The organism is Bradyrhizobium acaciae, from assembly GCF_020889785.1.
Classification (GTDB): Bacteria; Pseudomonadota; Alphaproteobacteria; order Rhizobiales; family Xanthobacteraceae; genus Bradyrhizobium; species Bradyrhizobium acaciae.
Map to the genome: position 1 here is coordinate 1 of NZ_JACMYK010000048.1, position 25,328 is coordinate 25,328.

22 protein-coding genes and 1 pseudogene are annotated in these 25,328 nt (G+C 64.4%); 9 read left to right on the forward strand and 14 right to left on the reverse strand.

The genetic code is table 11. The annotated features are described in order from the left end of the window. The 4 genes and pseudogenes from H8A92_RS19500 to H8A92_RS19515 all read left to right on the forward strand — a co-directional run. Nucleotides 1-833, forward strand: an 833-nt coding sequence (locus H8A92_RS19500) for an acyl-CoA dehydrogenase family protein (protein WP_229197264.1), incomplete at its 5' end; no start/stop codon positions are given. 73 nt (nucleotides 834-906) lie between these two features. Next, nucleotides 907-2,075: pseudogene (locus H8A92_RS19505) on the forward strand (acyl-CoA dehydrogenase family protein). Then, nucleotides 2,075-2,731 carry a glutathione S-transferase family protein gene (locus H8A92_RS19510; protein ID WP_229197265.1) on the forward strand — a complete coding sequence of 219 codons (657 nt, stop codon included), beginning with the start codon at nucleotides 2,075-2,077 and terminating at the stop codon, nucleotides 2,729-2,731. The pseudogene H8A92_RS19505 and the gene H8A92_RS19510 overlap by 1 nt, the downstream one beginning before the upstream one ends. A 197-nt stretch (nucleotides 2,732-2,928) precedes the next feature. Further along, the gene (locus H8A92_RS19515) at nucleotides 2,929-3,750 is read left to right on the forward strand and encodes a helix-turn-helix domain-containing protein (RefSeq protein ID WP_229197266.1); all 822 of its coding nucleotides are present in this window, start codon (nucleotides 2,929-2,931) and stop codon (nucleotides 3,748-3,750) included. Nucleotides 3,751-3,889: 139 nt separating this feature from the next. Here H8A92_RS19515 and H8A92_RS19520 read toward each other — a convergent pair whose 3' ends face one another. Continuing rightward, nucleotides 3,890-5,113, reverse strand: a complete 1,224-nt coding sequence (locus H8A92_RS19520; RefSeq protein WP_229197267.1) for an ABC transporter substrate-binding protein — start codon at nucleotides 5,111-5,113, stop codon at nucleotides 3,890-3,892. 214 nt (nucleotides 5,114-5,327) lie between these two features. Between H8A92_RS19520 and H8A92_RS19525 the strand changes: the two genes are divergently transcribed. From H8A92_RS19525 to H8A92_RS19540, 4 genes are all read left to right on the forward strand, one after another. Beyond that, nucleotides 5,328-6,194, forward strand: coding sequence for a beta-keto acid cleavage family enzyme (locus H8A92_RS19525; RefSeq protein ID WP_163162511.1), 867 nt, complete (start codon nucleotides 5,328-5,330; stop codon nucleotides 6,192-6,194). A gap of 111 nt (nucleotides 6,195-6,305) precedes the next feature. Then, entirely contained in the window at nucleotides 6,306-7,904 is a 1,599-nt protein-coding gene (locus H8A92_RS19530) for an AMP-binding protein (protein ID WP_229197268.1), read from the forward strand. Next, nucleotides 7,904-9,520 (forward strand): acyl-CoA carboxylase subunit beta, encoded by a 1,617-nt coding sequence (locus H8A92_RS19535; RefSeq protein WP_229197269.1) that lies wholly within the window; start codon nucleotides 7,904-7,906, stop codon nucleotides 9,518-9,520. The genes H8A92_RS19530 and H8A92_RS19535 overlap by 1 nt, the downstream gene beginning before the upstream one ends. After that, nucleotides 9,517-11,496, forward strand: coding sequence for an acetyl/propionyl/methylcrotonyl-CoA carboxylase subunit alpha (locus H8A92_RS19540; RefSeq protein WP_229197270.1), 1,980 nt, complete (start codon nucleotides 9,517-9,519; stop codon nucleotides 11,494-11,496). The genes H8A92_RS19535 and H8A92_RS19540 overlap by 4 nt, the downstream gene beginning before the upstream one ends. Before the next feature lie 177 nt (nucleotides 11,497-11,673). Here the strand turns inward: H8A92_RS19540 and H8A92_RS19545 are convergent, their stop codons facing one another. The 9 genes from H8A92_RS19545 to H8A92_RS19585 all read right to left on the reverse strand — a co-directional run bounded on the left by H8A92_RS19545 (nucleotide 11,674) and on the right by H8A92_RS19585 (nucleotide 22,186). Then, nucleotides 11,674-12,666, reverse strand: a complete 993-nt coding sequence (locus H8A92_RS19545; protein ID WP_229197271.1) for an ABC transporter ATP-binding protein — start codon at nucleotides 12,664-12,666, stop codon at nucleotides 11,674-11,676. Next, complete coding sequence (locus H8A92_RS19550) at nucleotides 12,663-13,676, reverse strand: ABC transporter ATP-binding protein (RefSeq protein ID WP_229197272.1); 1,014 nt, start codon at nucleotides 13,674-13,676, stop codon at nucleotides 12,663-12,665. The genes H8A92_RS19545 and H8A92_RS19550 overlap by 4 nt, the downstream gene beginning before the upstream one ends. Continuing rightward, nucleotides 13,676-14,569, reverse strand: a complete 894-nt coding sequence (locus H8A92_RS19555; RefSeq protein WP_229197273.1) for an ABC transporter permease — start codon at nucleotides 14,567-14,569, stop codon at nucleotides 13,676-13,678. The genes H8A92_RS19550 and H8A92_RS19555 overlap by 1 nt, the downstream gene beginning before the upstream one ends. 4 nt (nucleotides 14,570-14,573) lie before the next feature. Next, the gene (locus H8A92_RS19560) at nucleotides 14,574-15,521 is read right to left on the reverse strand and encodes an ABC transporter permease (protein ID WP_229197274.1); all 948 of its coding nucleotides are present in this window, start codon (nucleotides 15,519-15,521) and stop codon (nucleotides 14,574-14,576) included. A 92-nt stretch (nucleotides 15,522-15,613) separates the two neighbouring features. After that, a complete protein-coding gene (locus tag H8A92_RS19565; RefSeq protein WP_229197275.1) occupies nucleotides 15,614-17,209 on the reverse strand; it encodes an ABC transporter substrate-binding protein in 1,596 nt (531 codons plus the stop codon). A 452-nt stretch (nucleotides 17,210-17,661) separates the two neighbouring features. Further along, complete coding sequence (locus H8A92_RS19570; protein WP_229197276.1) at nucleotides 17,662-18,549, reverse strand: TauD/TfdA dioxygenase family protein; 888 nt, start codon at nucleotides 18,547-18,549, stop codon at nucleotides 17,662-17,664. A gap of 79 nt (nucleotides 18,550-18,628) precedes the next feature. Continuing rightward, on the reverse strand, nucleotides 18,629-19,327 hold the full coding sequence (locus tag H8A92_RS19575; protein ID WP_229197277.1) for a DUF2270 domain-containing protein: 699 nt from the start codon (nucleotides 19,325-19,327) through the stop codon (nucleotides 18,629-18,631). A 123-nt stretch (nucleotides 19,328-19,450) separates the two neighbouring features. Continuing rightward, a complete protein-coding gene (locus H8A92_RS19580) occupies nucleotides 19,451-21,001 on the reverse strand; it encodes an AMP-binding protein (protein WP_229197278.1) in 1,551 nt (516 codons plus the stop codon). 30 nt (nucleotides 21,002-21,031) lie between these two features. Then, nucleotides 21,032-22,186 carry an iron-containing alcohol dehydrogenase gene (locus tag H8A92_RS19585; RefSeq protein ID WP_229197279.1) on the reverse strand — a complete coding sequence of 385 codons (1,155 nt, stop codon included), beginning with the start codon at nucleotides 22,184-22,186 and terminating at the stop codon, nucleotides 21,032-21,034. A 459-nt stretch (nucleotides 22,187-22,645) separates the two neighbouring features. On the opposite strand from H8A92_RS19585, the gene H8A92_RS19590 reads away from it, so the two are divergent. Continuing rightward, on the forward strand, nucleotides 22,646-22,948 hold the full coding sequence (locus H8A92_RS19590; RefSeq protein WP_229197280.1) for a DUF6916 family protein: 303 nt from the start codon (nucleotides 22,646-22,648) through the stop codon (nucleotides 22,946-22,948). Here H8A92_RS19590 and H8A92_RS19595 read toward each other — a convergent pair. The 4 genes from H8A92_RS19595 to H8A92_RS19610 are packed head-to-tail and all read right to left on the reverse strand — an operon-like array spanning nucleotide 22,941 to nucleotide 25,101. Further along, nucleotides 22,941-23,498, reverse strand: a complete 558-nt coding sequence (locus H8A92_RS19595; protein ID WP_229197281.1) for a GNAT family N-acetyltransferase — start codon at nucleotides 23,496-23,498, stop codon at nucleotides 22,941-22,943. The genes H8A92_RS19590 and H8A92_RS19595 overlap by 8 nt on opposite strands. 19 nt (nucleotides 23,499-23,517) lie before the next feature. Further along, on the reverse strand, nucleotides 23,518-24,051 hold the full coding sequence (locus H8A92_RS19600) for a phage tail protein (RefSeq protein ID WP_229197282.1): 534 nt from the start codon (nucleotides 24,049-24,051) through the stop codon (nucleotides 23,518-23,520). Between the two features lie 12 nt (nucleotides 24,052-24,063). Next, nucleotides 24,064-24,588: a phage tail protein gene (locus H8A92_RS19605; protein ID WP_229197283.1), complete on the reverse strand. Its 525-nt coding sequence runs from the start codon at nucleotides 24,586-24,588 to the stop codon at nucleotides 24,064-24,066. Nucleotides 24,589-24,600: 12 nt separating this feature from the next. Next, nucleotides 24,601-25,101: a phage tail protein gene (locus tag H8A92_RS19610; RefSeq protein WP_163160450.1), complete on the reverse strand. Its 501-nt coding sequence runs from the start codon at nucleotides 25,099-25,101 to the stop codon at nucleotides 24,601-24,603. Nucleotides 25,102-25,328 lie beyond the last annotated feature (227 nt).

Genomic DNA, 25,328 nt, shown 5'->3' on the forward strand with positions numbered 1-25,328 from the left:
CCGCCCGGCCCGAGGTCAGGGCGCGGGTGCTGCCGGAGGTGCTCGCGGGCAAGAAGATCTCAGCGCTTGCGATCACCGAGCCGAGCGGCGGCTCGGACGTCGCGAACCTCCGCACCAAGGGGCGGCGCGACGGCGACCACTACGTCGTCTCCGGCGAGAAGACCTTCATCACCTCGGGCATGCGCGCCGACTATCTGACGGTCGCGGTGCGCACCGGTGGCGAAGGCCCCGGCGGCGTCAGCCTGCTGCTGATCGAGGGCAATACGCCCGGCCTGTCTCGTACCAAGCTGAAGAAGATGGGTTGGTGGGCGTCCGATACCGCGACCCTTCATTTCGACGAATGCCGCGTGCCGGTCGAGAATTTGATCGGCGAGGAGGGCCAGGGCTTCAAGCAGATCATGTACAACTTCAACAGCGAGCGCATGGGCATGGCGGCAAGCTGCACCGCCTACGCGCGGGTCTGCCTCGACGAGGCGATCGCCTATGCCAAGGAGCGCAAGACCTTCGGCAAGCCGATCGCGCAACATCAAGTCATTCGGCACAAGATCGTCGACATGGCGCAGAAGGTCGCGGCTTCGCAGGCGATGCTGGAGATGCTGGCATGGCGGCTCGGCCAGGGCGAAAGCCCGGTCGCCGAGATCTGCATGATGAAGAACCAGGCGACGCAAACCATGGCGCATTGCGCCTCCGAGGGGGTGCAGATTTTCGGCGGCGCCGGCTTCATGCGCGGCATCAAGGTCGAGCGCATCTACCGCGAGGTCAAGGTCAACGCCATCGGCGGCGGCACCGAGGAAATCATGAAGGATCTCGCGTCGCGCCAGATGGGGCTTTGAATGCTTCTCACTCACAGCCGTCATTCCGGGGTTCGCGAAGCGAGAGCCCGGAATGACGAGGGATCGATAGAACATGCTCTTCACCGCCGACCACGACGAACCGCGCCGCGCGCTGCAAAAATTCATCGCGGCCGAGATCAATCCCCATGTCGACGAATGGGAGAAGGCCGACATCTTCCCGGCGCATGAGCTGTTCAAGAAGCTCGGCAGTCTCGGCTTCCTCGGCCTCAACAAGCCGGTCGAGTTCGGCGGCCAGGGGCTGGATTATTCCTACGCGCTGATGATGGCGGAGGAGCTCGGCGCCATCACCTGCGGCGGCGTGCCGATGGCGATCGGGGTGCAGACCGATATGGCGACGCCGGCGCTGGCGCGCTTCGGCTCGGACGAGGTGCGCCGCGAGTTCCTGTCGCCAGCAATTGCCGGCGACCAGGTCGCCTGCATCGGCGTCTCCGAGCCCGGCGCCGCTCCGATGTCGCCTCGATCAAGACCCATGCGCGCTCCGACGGCGACGATTACGTCATCAATGGCGGCAAGATGTGGATCACCAACGGCACCCAGGCCGACTGGATCTGCCTGCTTGCCAACACCAGTGACGGTCCGGTCCATCGCAACAAGTCGCTGATCTGCGTGCCGATGAAGACCAAGGGCGTGCAGGTCGCGCGAAAGCTCGACAAGCTCGGCATGCGCTCGTCCGATACCGCGCAGATCTTCTTCGACAATGTCCGGGTGCCGAAGCGCAACCGGATCGGCGAGGAAGGCCAAGGCTTCACCTACCAGATGATCCAGTTCCAGGAGGAGCGGCTGTGGGGCGCGGCGGCCTGCCTGAAGGCGCATGAATTCATCATCAACGCGACCATCGAGTATACGCGCAACCGCAAGGCGTTCGGCGGCTCGATCCTCGATAATCAGGTGGTGCACTTCAAGCTGGCGGAGATGCAGACCGAGGTCGAGCTGTTGCGCTCGCTGATCTATCGCGCCGGCGAGGCGCTGGTGGCGGGCGAGGACGTCACCCGGCTCGCGACCATGGCCAAGCTGAAGGCCGGCCGGCTCGGCCGCGAGCTCACCGATGCCTGCCTGCAGTATTGGGGCGGCATGGGTTTTACCAACGAGACGCCGGTCAGCCGCGCCTATCGCGACAGCCGCCTGACCTCGATCGGCGGCGGCGCCGATGAGGTGATGCTCATGGTATTGTGCAAGATGATGGGTACGCTGCCCGGCATGAAGCAAAAGGGAAACGCCTGATGATCACGCTCTATCACTGCGACGCCGCGCGCTCGTTCCGCCCGCTGTGGATGCTGGAGGAGCTCGGGCTGCCCTATGAGCTGAAGATGCTGCCGTTCCCGCCGCGCGTGTTCGCCAAGGAATATCTCGGCATCAATCCGCTCGGCACCATCCCGTTCATGGTCGATGGCGAGACCAGGATGACGGAGTCGTCCGGCATCTGCCATTACCTCGGCACGAAACATGGCCCGACGCCGTTGATCGTCAGCGTCGACGAGCCGGCCTACGGCGCGTTCCTGAACTGGATGTATTTTTCGGATGCAACGCTGACCTTTCCGCAGACATTGGTGCTCCGCTACAGCCAACTGGAGCCGGAGGAGCGGCGCAACCCGCAGGTCTCCGGTGACTACGCAAAATGGTTCCTGGGCCGCCTGCGCGCGGTCGAAGCCGCCGCCGCGAAATCGGAATTCCTCTGCGCGGAACGCTTCACTGCCGCCGACATCGCCAACGGTTATGCGCTCCGGCTCGCCGGCAATATCGGCCTTGCCAAGGATTTCGGGCCGAATGTCGCGGCCTATTGGGCGCGGCTGCAGCAGCGCGACGGCTACCAGCGCGCGGTGGCGGCGGAACAAAAAGCCGGGCTCGAACAGAATGTTGCGCCGCGGGCACGGCCGTAACTTCTCCGTCTTTCCGGGGCGACGCGTTGACATCGAACCCGGAATCTCGGGATTCCCCGATGCGCCAGGGCGCATCTGAGGCTCGCATCTTCGATGCGCCCCGGAATGACGACATTTGGCGTCGGTGACAGGTTGCGAATTTGCGCTATGGTAGGTGAGCCGCAGCGGCCCAAAGAGCCGCGCGAGGAGGAACCGCCATGGACGCGATCGTGGACGCGAAGTGCCAGAAGTCCGGCCAGCAGTCCGGCCACCGGATGCTGATCACGCCGGAACGGGTGTTCTATGCCGGGCTGCTCGGGCGTCCGCGCGAGCGCTGTCCCGGCGCATTCCATGTCTATGTCGCGATCCGCGACGGGTTGCAGCTGTCGACCAGCGAGGGCCGCGAATCCCATGGCGAGCTCGCGGTGACGATGCCGAACCTGCGCCACACCATCACCAGCGAATATCGCTCCGCGATCTGCGTTGCGATCGAGCCGGAGAGCGTGCCCGATGGCACGCTGGAAGCCGTCGCCCGTCGCCTGCAAGGACCGGACTCGCATCTGTTCGCCAACCGGATTCGCAACGCCTATGCGACGCTCGGCGAGATGCAGCATCGCGATGCGATCGCCAATGCCGAGTTCGACACCATGTGCTTCGGCGACGCGCTGCCGCAGCGTGCGCTCGATCCGCGCGTCGTGCGGGCGATCGGCCGCATCGGGCAGTTCTCCGGTGAGCCGGTGACCGCGGCCGGCTGCGCGGCCGAGGCCGGGCTGTCGCCGTCGCGCTTCCTGCATCTGTTCAAGGAGGAGACTGGGATCTCGTTCCGCTCGTTCCGCGCCTGGAAGCGCGCGCGCCATCTGCTGCACTTCGCCAACCAGGACATCAACCTCGCGCATCTCGCGCAGGACATCGGCTATCCCGACAGCACGCATTTCAGCCACTCGATCCGCCGCTTCTATGGCCTGAAGCCGCGCGCGATCTTCTCGGGCTCGCGCGATCTTGCGATCTACCGGACGGGGCAAGAGCGCGCGCTGACCTGACCATCCGTCGTCCCGGCGAAGGCCGGGACCCATAACCACCGATCTCTGCAATTTAGACGGCTGTGGCTCCAGCGTACCTAAATAACTAACATTCGTGGCAATGGGTCCCCGGTCGCGCTTCGCTTGCCCGGGACGACGGTCAGAGATTCGCGCCCTGGATCACCTCGCCGAATCGCAACCAGCCCGGGCCTTCGATCCGTTGCAGCTGAAGCTGCTGCAGCGGGTGGTGATTGGTCGGGCTGGTGTTGACCTTGATGCCGGGCAGCAGCGTCGGGACATAAACGTCCTTCAAATTGTTCGCCTGCGCCATGATGTTGTCGCGGGTGAAATTGCCATTGCATTGCTCGAGCACGATTTTGAGCACGTTCGCCACCATATAGGCGTAAAGGTTGTAGCCTTCCTTCGGATTGCCGTCGGGGAAGTATTTTTCCATGAAGGCGAGGAAATCCTTCACGCCTTGGTCATTGGCCCAGGCCGGGTCGGCAACGTCTTTGATATAGGCCGATGAGATCGTGCCCTGCGCCTTGTCGAGGCCGACGGGGATGATGGTCGAGGACAGTGACGCTGCGCCGCTGGCGATGAAATGCATCGGCTTCCAACCGAGCTCATGGATCTTGCGGATCGATTGCGCGCAGAACTTGGCCGTGGTGCCCGAGATCAGCACATCGGGATTGGCGCCGCGCAGGCTGACGATCTGGGAATCGATCGTGGGATCGGTGACCTCGTGCGAAATCACCACGGCGGATGTCGCGAACCGCTCGCCGAGCACATCCTTGGTACCGGCGACGAAGTCCTTGCCGAGGTCGTCGTTCTGGTAGAGCACCGCGATTTTCGCGTCCTTGTGCTGGCTCAGCGCATATTTGACGAATACCTGGGCCTCGGTCCGCGCGCTGGGCGCAAAGCCCATGGTCCAGGGATAGCTCTTATAGTCACCCCATTTGTCGCCGTTCACCGACAGGAACAGATGCGGCACCTTGGCCGCGTTGATGTATTTGACGACGGCCGAGTTCGGCGCGGTGCCGAGCATGTTGAACAGGAAGGCGACATTGTCGCTCTCGATCAGGCGGCGCACCTGCTCGACCGTCTTCGCCGGATTGAACGCGTCGTCGTAATAGATGTACTTGATCTGCCGGCCGGCGATGCCGCCCTGCTCGTTCAGCATCTTGAAATAGGCTTCCTGGCAGCGCGCCTGCACGCCGAGCGCGGACACCGGGCCGCTCAGCGAGGTGGTGCTGCCGATCCTGATCTCGGTCGCGGTGACGCCGGGTGTATCTTCGGCCAGCGAAGGCCTGAGGCCTGTAAAGGCGGCTAGCCCCGCGCCCGTCGCGCCGGTGAGCCATGTGCGCCGGTTGATCGAGACCATGACGTTCTCCCCGTGATGCCGGCTTGTTGCGCCGCTTCTGCTTGAAGCGGAGCCTATGCGTCAGGCGCGTTCCGCGTCTTGTGTTAACCGGCTGGCGGCGAATTACAGCGCCGGCGCATCCACTTAGCCAGTCAACGCAAGATGGCGCGAAGGCAAATTTCTCATCATGGGAAATCAGCAGCGGCATGTGCGCTGCAAAGCGGACAAGAGACCCATGAGCGACAAGGCCGTCATCACCTGCGCGCTGAACGGCGTGCTTACCGACCCGAAGCAGCACAATGTTCCGGTGACGCCGGAAGAGATGGCGCGCGAGGCCAAGGCCGCGTTCAACGCCGGCGCCAGCATCATGCACATCCATCTGCGTCAGCAGGCGCCCAACAAGGGCCATCTGCCGTCATGGGAGGTCGGCGTCAGCAAGGAAATCCAGCAGGCGATCCGCGAGGCCTGTCCCGGCGTGATCATCAACCACACCACCGGCACCTCCGGGCCGAACTACCAGGGCGCGCTCGACTGCGTGCGCGAGACCAGGCCCGAGATCGCTGCCTGCAACGCCGGCTCGCTGAATTATCTGAAGGTCAAGGCCGACAACACCTGGGCCTGGCCGCCGATGATGTTCGATAACGCGGTCGAGAAGGTGCAGGATTATCTCGACGTCATGAAGGTCGCCGGCACCATTCCAGAATTCGAGTGCTTCGACGTCGGCATCGTGCGTTGCGTCGGGATGTACCGGCAGACCGGCATGTATTCCGGCCCACTCGAATACAATTTCGTGATGGGCGTCGCCTCGGGCATGCCGGCCGATCCGGAGCTGTTGCCGATCCTCCTGAAGCTTAAGGCGCCGGACGCGCATTGGCAGGTCACCGCGATCGGCCGCGCCGAGATCTGGCCGCTGCACCAGCGTGCCGCCGACCTCGGCGGCCATCTGCGCAGCGGGCTCGAGGATACGTTCTATCTCGGCGACGGCACCAAGGTGACGTCGAACGGGCAGCTGGTCGAAGGGCTCGCCGCCTGCGCGCGTCGCGCCGGCCGTGAGATCGCGAGCCCCGCGGAAGCACGGCAGATCTTCGGGGTCAGGCACTAGGCGTCGTCCCGTCATTGCGAGCGAAGCGAAGCAATCCATCTTGCCGCGTGGAAGGTATGGATTGCTTCGTCGCTTCGCTCCTCGCAATGACGGTTGAGAGGAGAGTCAGGCATGGACAATCTGGCAGCAACCGGCGGTGTCACCGGACCGGGCCGCATCGGGCGGGTCGCGATCGGCGATCTCCTGAAGCGGGCCGCGCGACGGTTTCCGGATCGGGTCGCGCTGACCGATGGCGGCAGGCAGGTCACCTTCACCGAGCTCGAGCGCGACGCCAACCGCTTCGCCAATCATCTGGTGCAGCGCGGGCTGAAGCCGGGTGAGAAGATCTCGACCATCTGCAACAACTCGGTCGAGTTCGTCAAAGCGCTGTTCGGCATCCACCGCGCCGGCCTGGTCTGGGTGCCGATCAACACCATGCTCGGTCCCGCCGACATGGACTACATTCTCGGTCATGCCGAGGTGCGTTTCGCCATCATTGACGACAATCTTCACGCCCAGGCCGACCGCCGCGCCACGCTGGAAGCGCGCAGCATGGAGATGATCGCGATCGACCTGACCGGAAATGCCAGCAAGACCGGATTGCAGGAATTCGACAGCCTGCTGAAGGGACAATCCGACATCGAGCCCGAGATCGAGATCAACGACCGCGATCTCGCGATGATCATCTACACCTCAGGCACGACCTCGCGACCAAAGGGCGCGATGCATTGCCACCTCGCGGTGGTCATGGCCGTGATGAGCAACTGTATCGAGATGCAGCTCTCGCGCGATGACGGGATCACCGGGCAGTTTCCGCTGTTCCATTGCGCCGGCCATGTGCTGCTGCTCAGTTACCTCTCCGTCGGCGGCCGCATGGCGCTGATGCGCGGCTTCGATCCGGTGGTCTGCATGGAGGCGATCGTCCGCGACAAGCTCACCGTGTTCGTCGGCCTGTCGCTGATGTACCAGGCGATCCTCGATCATCCACGCCGGCGCGAATACGACCTGTCCGGCCTGCGTCGCTGCATCTACACTATGGCGCCGATGGGCAAGCCGCTGCTCGAGCGCGCAATGGCGGACATGTGCCCGAATTTCGTGCTGACCAGCGGCCAGACCGAGATGTATCCGGCAACCACGATGTCGCGGCCCGAAGTGCAGCTCGATCGCTTCGGCAATTACTGGGGCGAGTCGCTGATCGTCAATGAAACCGCGATCATGGACGACAACGGCAATCTGCTGCCGCGTGGCGAGATCGGCGAGCTGGTGCACCGCGGACCCAACGTGATGATGGGCTATTACAAAGACGCCAAATCGACAGAGGAGGCACGCAAGTTCGGCTGGCATCATACCGGCGATCTTGCTTTGATCGACGCCAATGGCGAGGTGCTGTTCCTCGATCGCAAGAAGGACATGATCAAGTCGGGCGGCGAGAACGTCGCCTCCGTCAAGATCGAGGAGACGCTGCTGGCGCATCCGGCGGTGCAAAACGCCGCCGTAGTCGGCCTGCCGCATCCGCAATGGGGCGAGGCGGTCTCCGCCTTCGTCAAGCTGAAGCCCGGCGCGGTGGCCGACGAGGCCGGCATCGAAGCGCATTGTCGAAAGCATCTCGGCGGCTTCCAGGTGCCGAAGCTGGTGCGTATCCTCGAGGAGATGCCGATGACCGCGACCGGCAAGCTGCGCAAGGTCGAACTGCGGCAGCAGTACAGCGAGTATTTTGTGGAGCGCGCCTAGTGGCCATCATCGAGAACACCATCTCCACAGGCAGCGCCGGCTTCCAGCGCAATCGCGACGGCATGCTGGCGCTGATCGCCCGGATGCGCGGGCTGGAGGAACGGACGCGCACAGCGTCGGCCGCGGCAAAGGACCGCTTCCACAAGCGCGGTCAGCTCTTGCCTCGCGAGCGCGTCGCGCTGGTGCTCGATCCCGGCTCGCCGTTCCTCGAACTGTCGACGCTCGCCGGCTACATGTTCGACGTGCCGGATGCGGACAAGAGCGTGCCCGGCGGCGGGCTGGTCGCCGGCATCGGCTTCGTCTCCGGCATCCGCTGCATGGTCAGCGCCAATGATGCCGGCATCGACGCCGGTGCGTTGCAGCCCTACGGCCTCGACAAGACACTGCGGGTGCAGGAGCTCGCGCTGGAGAACAAGCTGCCCTATGTGCAGTTGGTCGAAAGCGCCGGCGCCAATCTGCTGCGTTACCGCGTCGAGGACTTTGTCCGCGGCGGCAACATCTTCCGCAACCTGGCGCGGCTCTCGGCGGCGGGGCTTCCGGTCGTCACCGTCACCCACGGGTCCTCGACCGCGGGCGGTGCCTACCAGACCGGCCTCTCCGACTATATCGTGATGGTACGCGGCCGTACTCGCGCCTTCCTCGCCGGGCCGCCTCTGCTGAAGGCTGCCACCGGCGAGATCGCGACCGAGGAGGAGCTCGGCGGCGCCGAGATGCACACCTCGATTTCCGGCCTCGGCGATTATCTCGCCGAGGACGACCGCGCTGCGCTGCGCATCGCGCGCGACATCATGGCCAAGCTGCCTTGGGATCGGCCCTTACTCGAACCGGCAGCGTTCAAACCGCCGCGCTATGACGCCGAAGAGCTGCTCGGCGTCATGCCGATGGACCACAAGCGTCCCGTCGACATGCGGCAGGCGATCGCACGCTTCATCGATGATTCCGACTTCACTGAGTTCGGCGCCAATTACGGCCCCGCGACGGTCTGCGGCCACGCCCGGATCGAGGGGCAGGCAATCGGAATCATCACTAACAACGGCCCGCTCGACGTACCCGGCGCCAACAAGGCGACGCATTTCATCCAGGCCTGCTGCCAGTCGCGCACGCCGATCCTCTACATGAACAACACCACCGGCTACATGGTAGGTAAGGCCTACGAGGAGGCCGGCATGATCAAGCACGGCTCCAAGATGATTCAGGCGGTAACCTCGGCGACGGTGCCGCAGATCACGCTGTATTGCGGCGCCTCGTTCGGCGCCGGTAATTACGGCATGTGCGGCCGCGGCTTCCATCCGCGCTTCTGCTTCTCCTGGCCCAACGCCAAGACCGCCGTGATGGGCGGCGAGCAGGCTGCCGAAACCATGGCGATCGTCACCGAAGCCGCCGCCGCGAGGCGCGGTAAGCCGATCGAGAAGGAGAAGCTGGAGGCGATGAAAGCGCAGATCACCGGCGTGTTCGACAGCCAGATGGACGTGTTCTCGACCAGCGCCCGGGTGCTCGACGACGGCGTGATCGATCCACGCGATACGCGGACGGTGCTGTCAGAGGTGCTTTCGATCTGCCGCGAGGCCGAGGCACGCACCCCGCAGCGCATGCAGTTCTCGGTGGCACGGCCATGAGCGGTGCCATCGTGAAGCGGACACCGTTCTTCAAGGTCCTGGTCGCCAACCGCGGCGAGATCGCGCTACGCATCATGCGATCGGCGCGGCGGCTCGGCTATGGCGTCGTCGCCGTTTATTCGGACGCCGACCGCGACGCGCTGCATGTGCGCGAAGCCGACCAGGCGGTGCGGATCGGCGAGGCGCTGCCGGCGCAATCCTATCTGAAGATCGACGCGATCATCGCAGCCGCCAAGGCAAGCGGCGCCGGCGCCGTGCATCCCGGCTACGGCTTCCTCGCCGAGAACGAGGACTTTGCGCAGGCCTGCCGCGATGCGGGGCTGGTGTTCATCGGCCCGTCGCCGGAAGCGATCCTGGCGATGGGCAACAAGGCCGGCGCCAAGGAGATCATGAGAGAAGCCGGTGTGCCCTGCGTGCCCGGCTATCAAGGAGCCGACCAGAGCGATGCCGTGATGCTGGCGGAAGCGAAGAGCATCGGCTTCCCCGTGATGATCAAAGCGGTCGCCGGCGGCGGCGGTCGCGGCATGCGGTTGGTGGCCGACGCGGCGGCATTTCCCGACGCGTTGCGCAGCGCACGGTCGGAGGCGCAGGGCGCGTTCGGTGATCCCATCGTAATTCTGGAGCGCGCGATTGTCGATCCCCGCCACATCGAGATCCAGGTGTTCGGCGACCGCCATGGCAACGCGATCCATCTCGGCGAGCGCGACTGCTCGGTGCAGCGGCGGCACCAGAAGCTGATCGAGGAAGCGCCGTCGCCCGCGGTGACGGCGGAGCTGCGCGCGCGGATGGGCGCAGTCGCCGTCCAGGCGGTCAAGGCGATCGGCTACGAAGGCGCCGGCACGCTGGAATTCCTGCTCGATCGCGCCGGTAATTTCTACTTCATGGAGATGAACACGCGGCTGCAGGTCGAGCATCCCGTTACCGAGGCGATCACCGGGCTCGATCTGGTCGAATTGCAGCTTCGTGTCGCCCGGGGTGAGCCGCTTGGCTTGCGGCAGGAGGACATCACCTTCTCCGGTCATGCGATCGAGGTGCGGCTGTGCTCGGAAGATGCCGGGCATGACTTCATGCCGCAATCCGGCACAATGGCTTGCTGGCAGATGCCTGACGGTATCCGTGTCGAGCACGCAATGCAGTCCGGCTCGGAGATCCCGCCGTTCTACGATTCGATGATCGCCAAGGTCATCAGTCACGGCGCGACCCGCGACGAGGCGCGCGGCAGGCTGATTTGCGCCCTGGAGCAGGTCACGGCCTTCGGCGTCATAACCAATCAGGGTTTCCTGATCGATTGCCTGCGCCATCCGGTCTTCGCCAAGGGCGAGGCGACCACGGCTTTCATCGGCAATAATCGCGACGTGCTGCTGGCGCCGCGGCCCCATCGCGGCAGCGACATCGCGCTTGCAGCGCTGCTGCTCTACGTCACCAATCCGCACGCGCCGCCATGGCAGCGCGGGCGGTCGCTGGCTGCGACATTCCCGCTCGGTTTGCGGATCGACCTCGGTCACGGCGTACAGGAGATCGAGATCGTCCGCGAGCGCGACGGCAGCTACCTCGCGACCCGCAATGGCGATCGCTTCAGCTTCGTGATCGACGAGCTCAGTCAGGACAGCATCCGCTTCCATCACGATGGCCTGATGGAGCAGGCCACGTTCCTCCGTGACGGGGATCGGCTCTATATCCTCCATCGTGGCGTTACGCTGTCGGTCCGCGATCTCACGCTCGCGCCGCCGGAGAGCGCATCCGCTGCCGGCGGTGACGGCAAGGTCCGCGCCGCCATGAACGGGCGGGTCGTCGCGGTGCTGGTCAGGGCCGGCGACAAGGTTGCGGCCGGCCAGCCGGTGATGACGCTGGAGGCGATGAAGATGGAGCATGTCCACACCGCCGGTGTCGCGGGCACGGTGTCGTCGATCGACGTCGCCGAGGGCGAACAGGTGACGACGGGGAAGATCGTGGTGGAGATCGAAGCCGCGGCATGAGGACTGTCGTCCCGGGCAAGCCAACGGGTCGGCGTGTAGCGCTGCCCGATGACAGGCTCCGCGCGACCCGGGACCCATAACCACCGATCGAGATTGTTGCAGCAGGCTGTGGCCACAGCCCCGCGCAACAATCAGCAACGGTGGTTATGGGTCCCTGCTTTCGCAGGGACGACAGCCCTATTCGCTCCGCCCCGTCCCATCGTTCAGCCAGCACGCGACCTGATGCGCGGTGCCGGCCGCTTGCAGCGCCGGGCGTTCGGTCTTGCAGCGATCCATCGCATAGCGGCAGCGGGTGTGGAAGGCGCAGCCGGAGGGCGGGTTGATCGGGCTCGGCACGTCGCCGTCGATCAGGGGAGCTGTGCGCCTGGCCTTCGGGTCGGCGATCGGCACCGACGCCAGCAGCGCCTGGGTGTAGGGATGGCGCGGGTTGGCGAACAGCTCGTGCTTGTCGGCGATCTCGACGATGCGGCCGAGATACATCACGGCGACGCGGTGGCTGATATGGGCGACGACAGCGAGATCGTGCGCGATGAACAAATAGGAGAAGTTCTGCTTGCGCTGCAAGTCGATCAGCAGGTTGATCACCTGCGCCTGGATCGAGACGTCGAGCGCCGAGACCGGTTCGTCGCAGACGATCAGCCGCGGCCCGAGCGACAGCGCACGTGCGATGCAGATGCGCTGGCGTTGGCCGCCGGAGAATTGATGCGGAAAATTCTTCATCTGGTCGGGCCGCAGCCCGACCTGCTGGAACAATTCCGCGACGCGCTCCTGCTTCTTCGCGCCGGTCGCGATGCCGTGCACGCTCAATGGCTCGCCGACGATGTCGCCGGCCGTCATGCGTGGGTTGAGCGAGGCGAACGGATCCTGGAACACGATCTGCATCGAACGGCGGTATGGCCGCAGCGCGGTCTTGCTGAGCGGGGCGATGTCCTCGCCATCAAGCTTGATCGCGCCGCTGGTCGGCTCGACCAGCCGCAGCACGGTGCGCGCCACCGTCGACTTGCCGCAGCCGGATTCACCGACCAGGCCGAGCGTCTCGCCGGCGCTTAGCGCAAAACTGACGCCGTCGACCGCATGCACGGTACCGACCTGCCGGCGCAGCACGCCGCCGCGCACCGCATAGTGCTTGACGAGATCGGTGACCTCGAGGAGCGGGCGCTGTTCTGTCATGACGCCCCCGCGATCTCGCCGGCGCGCCAGCATGCCGCCCAGTGATTGGGTTTGACCTCGCTGAGCGGCGGATATTCCTGACGGCAGCGGTCGATCGCGAGCTTGCAGCGCGGCGCGAAGGCGCAGCCGGGCGGCAGATTGGTCAGCGACGGTACCATGCCGGGTATTTCGTTCAGCCGCGCGTCGCTCTCTGCGCCGAGCGCGATCACGGCCGGCATCGAGGCCATCAGCCCGCTTGTGTAAGGGTGCAGCGGCGTCTCGAACAACGCTTCAACCGTCGCCTCCTCGACCTTCTTGCCGGCATACATCACGATCACGCGCTGTGCGGTCTGCGCGACGACGCCGAGGTCATGGGTGATCAGGATCAGCCCGGTGCCGAGCCGCTGCTGCAGATCGACGATCAGCGCCAGGATCTGCGCCTGGATGGTGACGTCGAGCGCCGTGGTCGGCTCGTCGGCGATCAACAGCGCCGGCCGGCAGGCCAGCGCCATCGCGATCATCGCGCGCTGGCGCATGCCGCCGGAGAGCTGATGCGGATACTCCTGGGCGCGGCGCTCCGGCTCCGGAATCCGCACCAGCCGCAGCATGTCGACGGCCTGCTTCCAGGCCTCTTTGCTGCTCACCTTCTGATGCAGCCGCACCGCCTCGATGATCTGGTCGCCGATCCGCATCACCGGGTTGAGCGAGGTCATCGGCTCCTGGAAGATCATCGAGATGCGGTTGCCCCTGATGCCGCGCATCGCGGCATCGTCGAGCTTCAAGAGGTCGGTACCCTCGAGCGTCACCGAGCCGCCGACGATGCGGCCGGGCGGATCGGGCACCAGGCGCATGATCGAGAGCGCGCTGACGCTCTTGCCGCAGCCGGACTCACCGACGATCGCCAGCGTCTCGCCGCGACGGACCGAGAACGAGACGTTGTCGACCGCGCGGAACAGGCCGGAATTGGTGAAGAACACCGTTTGCAGGTTCCTTACGTCGAGAACCGTCTCTGCCGGAATCGCCTCGCTCATCAGCCGCGCTGCCTCGGATCGAGGATGTCGCGCAGCGCGTCGCCGAACAGATTGGTGCCGAACACCGCGAGACTGATCGCAATGCCGGGGAAGATCACCAGCCACGGCGCGGTGCGGACATATTCGGCGGCGGATTCCGACAGCATGCGGCCCCATGATGGATAAGGCTCGGGAATGCCGAGGCCGAGGAACGACAGCGACGCCTCGGTCAGGATGGTCGAGCCGAGCTGAGCAGTCGCGAGCACGATCAGTGGCGCGATGGTGTTCGGCAGCACGTGGCGCAGCGCGATCCGAGTCTCGCTCATGCCGATTGATTTTGCGGCTTCCACGAATGGTTGTTCGCGCAGCGCCAGCGTGTTGGCGCGGATCACGCGGGCGACGGTCGGGATCAGGGGAATGGCGATCGCCAGGATCACATTCGGCAGCGACGGGCCGAGCGCCGCGGTCATGACAAGCGCGAGCACCAGAAGCGGCAGCGATTGCAGGATGTCGGTCACTCGCTGGAACACGAGATCGACCCAGCCGGAGAGATAACCGGAGGTGAGGCCGACGATCACGCCGAGCGTAGCGCCCAAGGTCGTCGAGCCGATGCCGACCGCAAGCGAGATACGCGCGCCGTGGATGATGCGGCTCCAGACGTCGCGGCCGAAGGAATCTGTGCCGAACCAGTGCAGCGTGGAGGGCGCCGCCAACCGGTGCGCAGAATCGACGGTGAGCGGATCGTAGCGGCTGATGACGTCGGCGAAGATTGCGGTCAGCACGAACAGCAGCATGATGATCAGGCCGATCGTGCCGAGCACGTGGCGCTGTGCGAGGAAAACGAGCCGTCCCCAGCCGCCGGTGGTGTTGGCCCCGGCGCGCCGCAGTTCGCTGTCGAAGTTGACCGTCGCCATCAGGTTAGTCTCCGAACCGGATGCGCGGGTCGATTGCCGCATAGAGCATGTCGACGATGAAATTCACCACCACGACGACAACCGCGATGAACATCACGAGGTTCTGCACGATCGGGTAATCACGCCAGCGCAGCGCCTCGACCAGGAAGCGGGCGATGCCGGGGATATTGAACACGGTCTCGGTCACGATCAGGCCGCCGATCAGGAACGCGGCCTCGATGCCGATTACAGTGATGACAGGCAGCACCGCATTCTTCAGCGCGTGATGGTAGTTCACGGAGGCCTCGGAGGCGCCCTTGGCGCGCGCGGTGCGGATATAGTCCTGGCGCAGGATTTCCAGCATGGAGGAGCGGGTGATGCGCATGGTTAGCGCCGCGCTGCGGAAGCCGACCGCCATCGCCGGCACCGCATAGATGGTCAGCGCCTCGATCCAGGTCTTCGGATTCGGATTGAAGATCGGCATGGTGCCGAACAGCGAGACCGAGGCCATCAGGATCAGGAGGCCGAGCCAGAACGACGGCAGCGACAGGCCGCTGAGGCTGACGACGCGTAGCGCATAATCGAGCTTGGAACCCTGGTGTACGGCGCTGATGACGCCGAGCGGAATGCCGATCGAGGCGGAGAACAGCAGCGCCAGCCCCGCGAGCCGCGCGGTGATCGGAATCCGGGGCAGAATCTCCTCCAGCGCCGGCTTCTCGGAGACATAGGAATAGCCGAGGTCGCCGTGCAGCAGGCCGCCGATCCAGTGCAGGTACTGGATCACGATTGGTTGGCTGAGGCCGAGTTCGCGCTCGAGATTGGCCTTGTCGGCGGGGTCGACGAAGCCCGCGGCGTCGAACAGGATGTCGACGATGTTGCCGGGAACGACGCGCAGCAGCACGAAGATGATGACCGAGATCCCGAACAGGGTCACGAGCATCAGGAACAGCCGCCGCACGATATAGGCAAACACCCTGGCTCTCTCCCTGATCCCGCCCGAGGCTTTCTCTTTGACGCGTTTTCTTGACGCTAACCGGTATCCACTTCGCTCGAAAATGCTATGCGCTACTTATCCAGCCAGACGTCTTCGTAACGATAGCCGTTATAGGAGCTGTTGGACATGATCGTGACATTCTTCACGTAAGGCTTCCAGCAGGTGCCGGTGCGGGCATGGAAGATGATCGGACGCGCGACGTCTTCCTGCAGCTTCCTGTCGATCTCCCAGACCAGCTTCTTGCGCTTGTCGAGGTCGATCTCTTCCGACTGCTGGTCGAACAGCTTCTCGATGTCCTTGTTGCAATAGTTGGTGTAGTTCCGCTCCGAGCCGCAGGCATAGTTCTCGTAGAAGGACTGGTCGGGCTCGTCGACGGCATTGCCGGTGAGGTTGAGGCCGAGCGAATAGTCCTTGCGCGCGATCTTCGGGAACCACTGCGCGGTGTCGACGACGTCGAGCTCGGCGTCGATGTAGATGCTCTTGATCTGGTCGATCAGGATGATCGCGGGATCGCGGTAGACCGCGATGTTGCGGGTCGACACCTTGATCTGCAAATGCTTGTCCGGGCCATAGCCCGCCTTCTGCATCAGCTTGCGGGCTTCCTCGCGGTTCTTTTCGATATCGGGACCATAGCCGGGGATCTGCTCCAGCATGTCCTTCGGCATCGCCCACAGGCCGTCGGGCGCCGGCTCCATGGTGCCGCCGATGTCGCCCTGTCCCTCGAACATGATCTGGATGAACGCCTTGCGGTCGAGCGCCAGCGCCAGCGCGCGGCGGATGTCGAGATTGTCGAACGGCGGCGCGGTCGAATTGATGATGATATTGGTGGAGACGTTGTTCGGTTCCACGACGCAGACCGCCTTGGGGTCCTGCGACTTGACGTCCTTCAGCAAGGGGATCGAGACCTCGGTCGGGAACGTCATGTCGAACTTGCCCGAAACGAAGCCGAGGATCGCAGTCGAGCGGTTCGGGATGATGGTGAACTCGATGCCGTCGAGATAGGGCAGGCCCTTCTTGAAGTAGTCTGGGTTCTTGGTGAGCTTGATCGATTCGTTGGCCTTGAATTCGACGAACTTGAACGGGCCGGTACCAACAGGCTTGGTGCGCATCTCCGCCGGCGACACATGACAGGGATAAACCGGCGAATAGCCCGAGGCGAGCAGCGACAACAGCGCCGGCTGCGGCCGCTTCAGCTTGAACGACGCCTCATCATCGCCGTTGGTGGTGACCTCGTCGACCTGCTCGTACCAGGACTTGCGCGGGTTCTGCCGGAACTTCTGCTGTGACTTGCCCATCAGCAGGTCGAAGGTGCATTTGACGTCGGCTGCGGTGAACGGCTTGCCGTCGTGCCATTTCACGTCCTTGCGCAGCTTGAAGGTCAGCGTCTTGTTGTCGCCGCTCCAGGCCCAGCTCTCCGCCAGCTCGGGCCGGATCGTGCTGGTGCTGTTCTGGGCGATGTGCTGATCGAAGATGACGAGATTGTTGAAGATCGGCATGAACGGCACGTTCAGCGAATAGGTCGCGCCCTCGTGGATCGAGGCGCTGCCGGGACTGTCGCGATGATAGATCCTGAAGATGCCGCCGGATTTCGGCTCGGCCGCGCGCGACGCGTCGCTGATTGCCAGCACAGACAACACCGCAACGGCCAGCGCTCGCACGCTCCGCATGGTCCCCTCCCACATGTCGGTCTCAATGGCCGATTGGCATCGACGATACCACGGTGAGGCTGTCGGGCAACCAGCGAGGGTCGCGAGGGGATTGGCAATTCGGATGACGCGAGAGCTTTAAAATATCCGCGGAGCGGTAATGGAGGCAGCGATCGCGGGGAACTCCGGTTGTTTTGCCATGCAGCGGCGTACCTCCGCTTGAATTCGATTGCTATTGCCGAAGTGCGCGGCGTGAAGCGTCTCGCAATCAGCGACAGTTTGTCGCCGAGCAAATCGCGATGCCGTTCCGTCATCCCCGCGCAAAGGCTCCGCCTCTGTCGCTGGAGGTGCGAGCCTTGCGGCGCAATTGCGCCGCTGGGCGAGCCTCGAAGGATGCACGGCCACAGTCGGGCCGTCGATCCTTCGAGACGCGCGTTCCGCGCTCCTCAGGATGACGGTTAAAGAGCATCCCGTCACTCCGCCGCCTGCGACGAGGGTGGGCTCACGCTCGCGACGCCATCGGCCTCGGTTGCCGAGATCGTGGTGCGAATCATCAGGCGGCCCTCATGCGCCGGCCAGGGACGGCCGCGATGCATGGTGGCGCGGTTGTCCCACATCACGACGTCGCCCTGCTTCCACTGGTGCAGATAGCTGACACCGGGTGCGGTCGCGGCTTCGGTCAGTTGCTCGATCAGCGCCTTGCCGGCTTCGGCATCCATGCCCTCGACGCCATAGGCATGGGAGGCAAGATACAGCGCGCCGCGGCCGTTGACGGGATTGCGCCACACCATGCGCCAGCACACCGGCGGCAGCGCGTCGACTTCTTCCGTTGTCGCGAGCCCGGTTGCGACCTTGCTGCGCGAATGCGCGTAGGAATGCCAGGCGAACGAGTTCTCCAGCCGCTTCGCCACATCCTTGTCGAGTCGCTCGAACGCAAGCCGCATCGAGACGAACTCGGTCTCGCCGCCATGTTCGGGGATGATGCGCGCCGACAGGATCGAGGTCAGCGCCGGCACACGCTTGAAAGAGGAGTCGGTGTGCCAGAGCTGGTTGGCCTTGGCGCGCAGTTGCTGCCGATGGTCCGACGGCACCACCTTGCCGTCGGGCCCGAAGGTCGAGAGGATCACGAAATGCGAGCCGGTGCCCATCGATCCGACCTTGGTCGTCTCAGGCGGACCGAAGCGGCGCGAGAAGGCGAGCTGGATGTCGTCGCTGACCTCCTGGCCGCGGAACACCAGCACCGAATGTTCCTCGAACACAGCGCGCACCGCCGCATAGGCGGCATCGCTGGCGGCCACGTCAGACAGCGTGACGCCGCGCAGTTCGGCTCCGAACCCCGCGCGCAGTGGGATCACTTCCATCGGCAAGTCCTCCCTGATTTTTCTTGTTGAGACGAGGTTAGGGGAAAAGCCCGCCACCGGCAACGCGGCTTGCGCCGCCTCACCCCATTGCGATCAGACTGTGCCGGGTGCGCCGGTCAGCGACCTCCATGCGTTGCGTGACGAAGGCGAACAGCGCCCAGCTGGAGTGGAAGGCAACGCCGGCGAGGATGACGATGGTTCCGGGAATCGGGCCGATCGAGGCACGGTCCCACATCTCGCTCATCTCGGTGAGCGGCAGCGGATGGATCGCGAGCTTGCCGTAATAGGCGATCGCCTGGATCGCAAAGATCCAGCCATAGGTGCGGCGCAACCGCCGGCCGACCGCGCGGGCAAAGCTGATGTGATAGTTCGGATGGCGATAATCGTTGGCCAGCAACTCGGTCCAGGGCGCATTCGGCGAGGGGTCTTCGCCGCGGATCATCGGCGCGTAGAAATCGGTTTCGAGCAGCCGCGCGCGGGCACGCCAGACGTTGAAGTAGCGATAGCGGCGCGCTTCGAACAGCAGGAACACCGTAACCAGCAGGCCGACCAGCACCATCGGCAAGGGCGAAGCCTCCGCATTGCTGTAGGTCGCCGACAACGCGATTCCGGTCGTGACCACAGCCCAGTTGGTCGAGCTGTCGAGCCGGGTACGCCAGACCGTGCTGCGGTAGACCTCGCCGCGATAGAGGTGGGCGAGCGCGCCGATCTCGGCGGCGGTGAATTCGAGCCTGCCGGCCTGTAACGGCTCCGGCTCACGCGGCTGGGGCGACGGCATGGTGGCCTCCGGCGAAGCTTGCTTGCGATCGCACAACATAACGCCAAATCCACGCGACCGGCGAGTCCGTTACACCGTCCGGCATTCCCAGCTGCACCCGCCCGGCTCGCCGTGCCGTCCGGTTCACACGATCCGCGAGGTCTTGTTGCCCCAATAGCGATCACGCAGCAGGCGCTTGTAGAGCTTGCCGGTCGGCAGCCGCGGCAGCTCGGCCTCGAAATCCACCGAGCGCGGCACCTTCTGGCGCGACAGCGCGCTTGCGCAGAAGGCGATCAGCTCTTCGGCGAGCTCCGGCCCCGGCGCGATGCCGTCGACCGGCTGCACCACCGCCTTCACCTCTTCGCCGAGGTCGACATTGGGCACGCCGAACACCGCGGCGTCGGCGACCTTGGGATGGGTGATCAAGAGGTTCTCGCATTCCTGCGGATAGATGTTCACGCCGCCGGAGATGATCATGAAGGTGGCGCGATCGGTCAGATAGAGGAAGTTGTCGTCGTCGACGTAGCCGACGTCACCGACCGTGCTCATGCTGCCGTCCGCCGAGCGCGCCTCGCTGGTCTTGGCCGGATCGTTGAAATACTCGAACGGCGTGGCGGTCTTGAACCACACCGTGCCCGGCGTTCCCTTCGGGCAGGGCTGCATGTTCTCGTCGAGGATATGCAGGTCGCCGAGCAGCACCTTGCCGACGGTGCCGCGATGCGCGAGCCATTCTTCGCTGTTGCAGGCGGTGAAGCCGAGGCCCTCGGTCGCGCCGTAATATTCGTGGATGATCGGGCCCCACCATTTGATCATGTCGTCCTTGACCAGCGCCGGGCAGGGCGCTGCGGCGTGGATCGCGATCTCGAGCGTCGACAAATCGTAGCGGTTGCGAACCTCCTCGGGCAGCTTCAGCAGGCGCGAGAACATCGTCGGCACCAGCTGGCTGTGGGTGATGCCCCATTTCTCGACCAGCTGGAGATAGCGCTCGGGATCGAAGCTCTCCATGATGACGACGGTGCCGCCCATCCGGATGGTGAGATTGACCGCGGCCTGCGGCGCCGAGTGATAGAGCGGTGCGGGCGACAGATAGACCATACCCTCGCGGTAGTGCCAGAGGCTGGTCAGGAAATCGAACAGCGGCAGATTTTGCGACGGCGGCTGCTCCGGCAGCGGCCGCACGATGCCTTTCGGTCGACCGGTTGTGCCGGACGAGTAGAGCATCGCGGTGCCCGCATATTCATCCGCGATCGGCGTTGCCGGCAGGCCGGCGGTGGCCTGCAGCAAGCCGACGATGCGCTCGCTCTCGCTTTCGCCGTCGACCACGATGCAGAGCTCGACCTGCGGGCACTCCTTCAGCGCCTCGCGCGCGATGTCGAGCTTCAGCTTCGAGGTGATCAGGATCCGCGACTGGCTGTTGGTCAGGATGTAGGCGAGCTCGCCCGCGGTGAGGTAGGAGTTGACGCAGGTGAAATAGAGCCCCGCGCGCTCGCCGGCGCCGCAGGCCTCGAGGTAGCGGTTGTTGTTCTCCATGAAGATCGAATAATGGTCGAGCCGCTTCATGCCGCGGTTGCGGAACAGATGCGCGAGGCGGTTGTTGCGCGCCTCCAGTTCGCGATAGGTGACGATCTCGCCGGTGCCGGCCATGATGAAGGCGGGCTGCAGCGGGCGCAGGTGAGCATGCTTGCCGGTGTACATCGAACTCCAGGTCTCCCCTCTGTCTTTGCCTTAAGCAGCCATCACCAGAATCTCGCGGACCTGGGATGGACCGTCGATCTTGCGCGGATTGCGCGGCACCCAGGGCGTCCGCATCGCGCCCGCCGCGATGCGGTCGAGATGTTCGGGGCCGACGCCCACCTCCTGCAAGCTGCGCGGCATGCCGAGGTCGTGGATGAAGCGGTCGAGCACGTCGCCGGCGTCCTTGCCGGGATGCCCCATCGCGGCGGCGACCAGCGCCTGCCGGTCGGCATTGTCGCGCTTGTTCCAGCGCATCACCGCAGGCAGCATTACGCACGAGGTGTAGCCATGCGGCACGTCGAACTCGGCGCCGAGCACGTAGCCGATGCCGTGGCTTGCGCCCATCGGAACGCCGGAGGCAAGCGGGCCGGTCGAGAGCCAGGTGCCGATCTGGCAATCCATCCGCGCTGAAATATCCTTCGGGTCCGCCTTCACCCGCGGCAGGCCGGTCGCCAGCATCTCCAGCCCCTTGAGCGCCTGCGCGTCGCCGTAAGGATGTGCCTCGCGTGAGCAGATGCCCTCGACGCAATGATCGACGGCGCGGATGCCGGTCGACAGGAACAGCCAGGCCGGCGTGTGCACCGACAGTTCCGGATCGAGGATGGTGGCGCGCGGCATCACCAGGGGATGGCGGAGCATCTCCTTCTGCCGCTTGGCCTCGTTGGTGACGCCGGCGATCGAGGAGAACTCGCCGCCCGCAATTGTGGTCGGCACGCTGATCTGGCGCACGACCGGCGGCTTCATCTCGGGCGAGACGCCGCCGCGGGTGCGAATCGTGTCGATGCCGTCGGATGTGGTGACGTTGTTGGCGAGGCAGAGCTGCACTGCCTTGGCTCCGTCGGTGATCGAGCCGCCGCCGATGGTGACGATCAGGTCGGCCTTCGCATCGCGGGTCTGTTCCGTCGCCGCAATGACAGCGGCGCGCGGCGTATGCGCCGGCATCTTGTCGAAGATGCCGACGCAGCGCGGGCCGAGCGCGTGGCGGATCTTCTCGATCTCGTCGGTTTCGCGGTTCAGCGTCCCCGATACCATCAGGAAGGCGCGCTCGGCGCCAAGCCGGTCCAGTTGCTCGACGACGGCCTCACGGGCCGGCCGCCCGAACACGACCTCGTCCATGGCGCCGAATACAACACGGCCTCGATGCACGCGGCGATCCTCCCTCAACACGGCCCGCCTTGCTGGCGGTCCTTTGCGGAGAGGTTAGCGGAGGAAATTGGGGCCGTCATCAGGGCTCCTGCGGGTGTTTGGCACGATCGCGCCGCCTATTCCGCTGTCGTCCCTGCGAAAGCAAGGACCCGTAACCATGGGGTTGTGTTGTTGAAGTGAACTGTGACCCCAGCGCTGGCGAAGCAATTGTCATTGGTGGCTATGGGTCCCGGGTCGCGCTGCGCTTGCCCGGGACGACATCGAATATGTGGTGCTCGATTGAGTCATACCTCCGCATCCTCGTGGCGCATCGCGCCCGGGTCTTGCGTTTACTTGCCCCGATCGAGCAACGTCTCCGATGACGACGGAAACTTTCGAATCAGAAAGCGGATGACGGCAGAAATCTTGACCGCAACATCGCGGCGTGTGTTACACCTCGATAGCAACAAGGGCGTGCGCATGACATCGACCGTCGACCTGGCGAAACTGCATATTGATGACTTCACGCCGCACCAGGATGCGGAGTTCGAGATGCAGGCGGCGGATCGCGTGGTGGCGCTGAAGCTTGCCAAGGTCGAGCCTGCGGGCAACAGCGGCCGGCCGGGCGGCGCGTTCTCGCTGCTGTTCGAGGGGCCGAAGGGCGCGTGGTTGCCGCAGGCGATCTATCCGGTGCGGCATCCGATGCTGGGCGAGATCGAGATCTTCCTGGTGCCGATCGGGCCGCTCGGCGACGGCAATGGCTATCAGGCGGTCTTTACCTGATAGCCGGGGCCTGTTTGCCGGAAGCTCCTGCCGCCCCGCGCCAGCGCATCAGGTCGTAGACGCCCTTGTCTTCCTCGGTGACGAAGCCGAGCCGGCGATACAGCCGCATCGCCGGGTTGAGCTTCTCGACATGGATCGAGACGTCCTTGCCGGTGGCCGCTGCCTCGTCCATCGCATCGCGCAGCAGCGCTTCGCCGTAGCCCTTGCCGCGATGCGCCGGCATGAAGGCGATGTCGACGATGCGGTGCTGGCTCGGCCAGCGCTCGATGTAGAACCGGCCGATGTCCTCGTCGCCCCGCACGATCACCAGCCAATCGGCGTTCGGATAGTATTTTTGGTAATGCGTATGCTGGGCGCGGAATTGCTGCTCGAGAAAGGCCGCCTTATCCGGCTCGCTCCACGGCACCGGCGCCAACTCCTCGGCGCGGGTCGAAGCATAGAGCCGGCCGACGAACGGCAGATCCGCCTCCGCCAGGCGGCGAAAGCGGCAACCGGAAGCGGCCGCGCGTACCCAGCCGAATGCAGGCGCGAGCATGCTGGTGCCTGGCACGTCGAGATCCAAAACGACCTCAGCCTCGCGCCGGGTAAACGCCCTGCAGCGCGATGCAGAAGTTCAGTGTGAGGTAAGGCTGCATGTTGTTGTGCGGGAGGCTGCCGCCCGTCATGCCGATCATGGCGGCGTTCATCTGTATCAGGGGCGGCGGCGAGTTCCCGGGCACATAGGCGAAGGCGTCGGTCGATTTACCCAGGATCCGATTCGGGCTGGGCACCTGGACGTCGGCCATGTCCTGCGTACCCACGTTCACGGGGTGGTTGTGAAGCGGTATCTCGCTTTGCAGCAGCGTCACCGAGGGTGAGCCGGTGGTCTCTCCGAGGTCATACAGCGACAGCCCGGGACCTTGTCCAGGCGCCAGTGGCGCGTTGCCCTGCATGTTGGGAAGCGCGAAGGTCGACTTGCCGTCACCGCCATAGGTGGTGCCGAGCAGCGAGAACAGCGCCGTATTCTGCGAGATCGGCAAGATCTGTCCGCTGCAGAAGGCCCAGCCTTTGGGCGCGAAGTTGAACGGAAAGATGCGGATCTCGGCGACGAAGGGGTCGGCCATGTTGTCGCGCTCCTAGGTCTGGGTCGGGAAAATGCCGAACAGCGAAATGATGAAGGTGACGCAAAGGAGCGGCTGCAAATTGTCGTGCGGCTGGCTTCCGCCGGTATTCGTCAGCATTCCGGCTGCCATGGGGCCGTCGGGCGGCTGGCCGTCGATGTACAAGGCGATCGTGCCCGACGTCTGATCGAGAATGTTTCCCTGCGGATTCGCCCCGGTGCCGGTCTGCGTCGAGGCAATGAAGGCGTGCGAATGCTGCGGGATCGTCTGTGTCGTGAGCGTTACGTTTTCAACGCCGCCGGTCTCGCCGATGACATAGCTCGTTCCGCTGCTGGCGGTGCCCATGTGGAGTGGCAAACGGCCGCGCAGATCGGGGACTGCGAAGTTGGACTGCCCGTCGCCGCCATAGGTGGTCCCGATCAGATTGAACAGCGTTTCGTAGTCGGAGATCGGCAACAGGCTGCCGTCACAGAAATTCCATCCCACCGGGGCGAAATTGCCGCCGAACATACGGATTTCGCCTACATAAGGTTGTGCCATCGGCGCTTCTCGTCAGGTCTGCGAGGGGAAAATGCCCTGGAGGGCGATGCTGAAATTGATCGTCAGGAATGGTTGCATGTTCTGATGGGCCTGGCTGCCGCCGACATTGCCTACGGTCAGGGGATTGAGCGTGGTGATGTTGGCCATCGAGGTGCTGTAGCCGTTGTTGAACGCGCCGAGATAAGCGCCCGCATCGATCGGCTGGGTACCGTTGTTGTTGGTGGCGTTGGCCAAATGATTGTGCTGCGCCATCTCGTTGATCGTGAGCGTGTGGCCCTCTTCGCCGCTACGTTGGCCGAGCGTGTAGCCAGAGCCCATGCTGATCGGCACCCGGCCGCGAAGGTCGGGCAGGGCAAAAGTGGTTTGCCCATTCCCGCCATAGGTCGTGCCCAGCAACGAGAACAGCGCCTGATTCTGATTGATCGGCAGCAACTGGCCGTTGCAAAACGCCCAACCCTTTGGCGGAAAGTTGAACGACATCATGCGGATTTCGGAAAGAAACGGCTCGGCCATCGGTCCTCCGCGAATACGTCGTATGATTTGTGAATAATTCGAAGCAATGATGCTGCGTGTGCAACGTCTGCACGATAGCGTGTTTTGCAAACAGTGCAACCTCAACGATTGTCGGGCGTTTGCAATTTTTGCACGTTCGCGTCATTGCAACGGTCACGAATTCTTCACGATTGCGATCGACGCGAATGCAGCGCGACCAAAATGCAGGACGCCTGCCGGATCGTGCC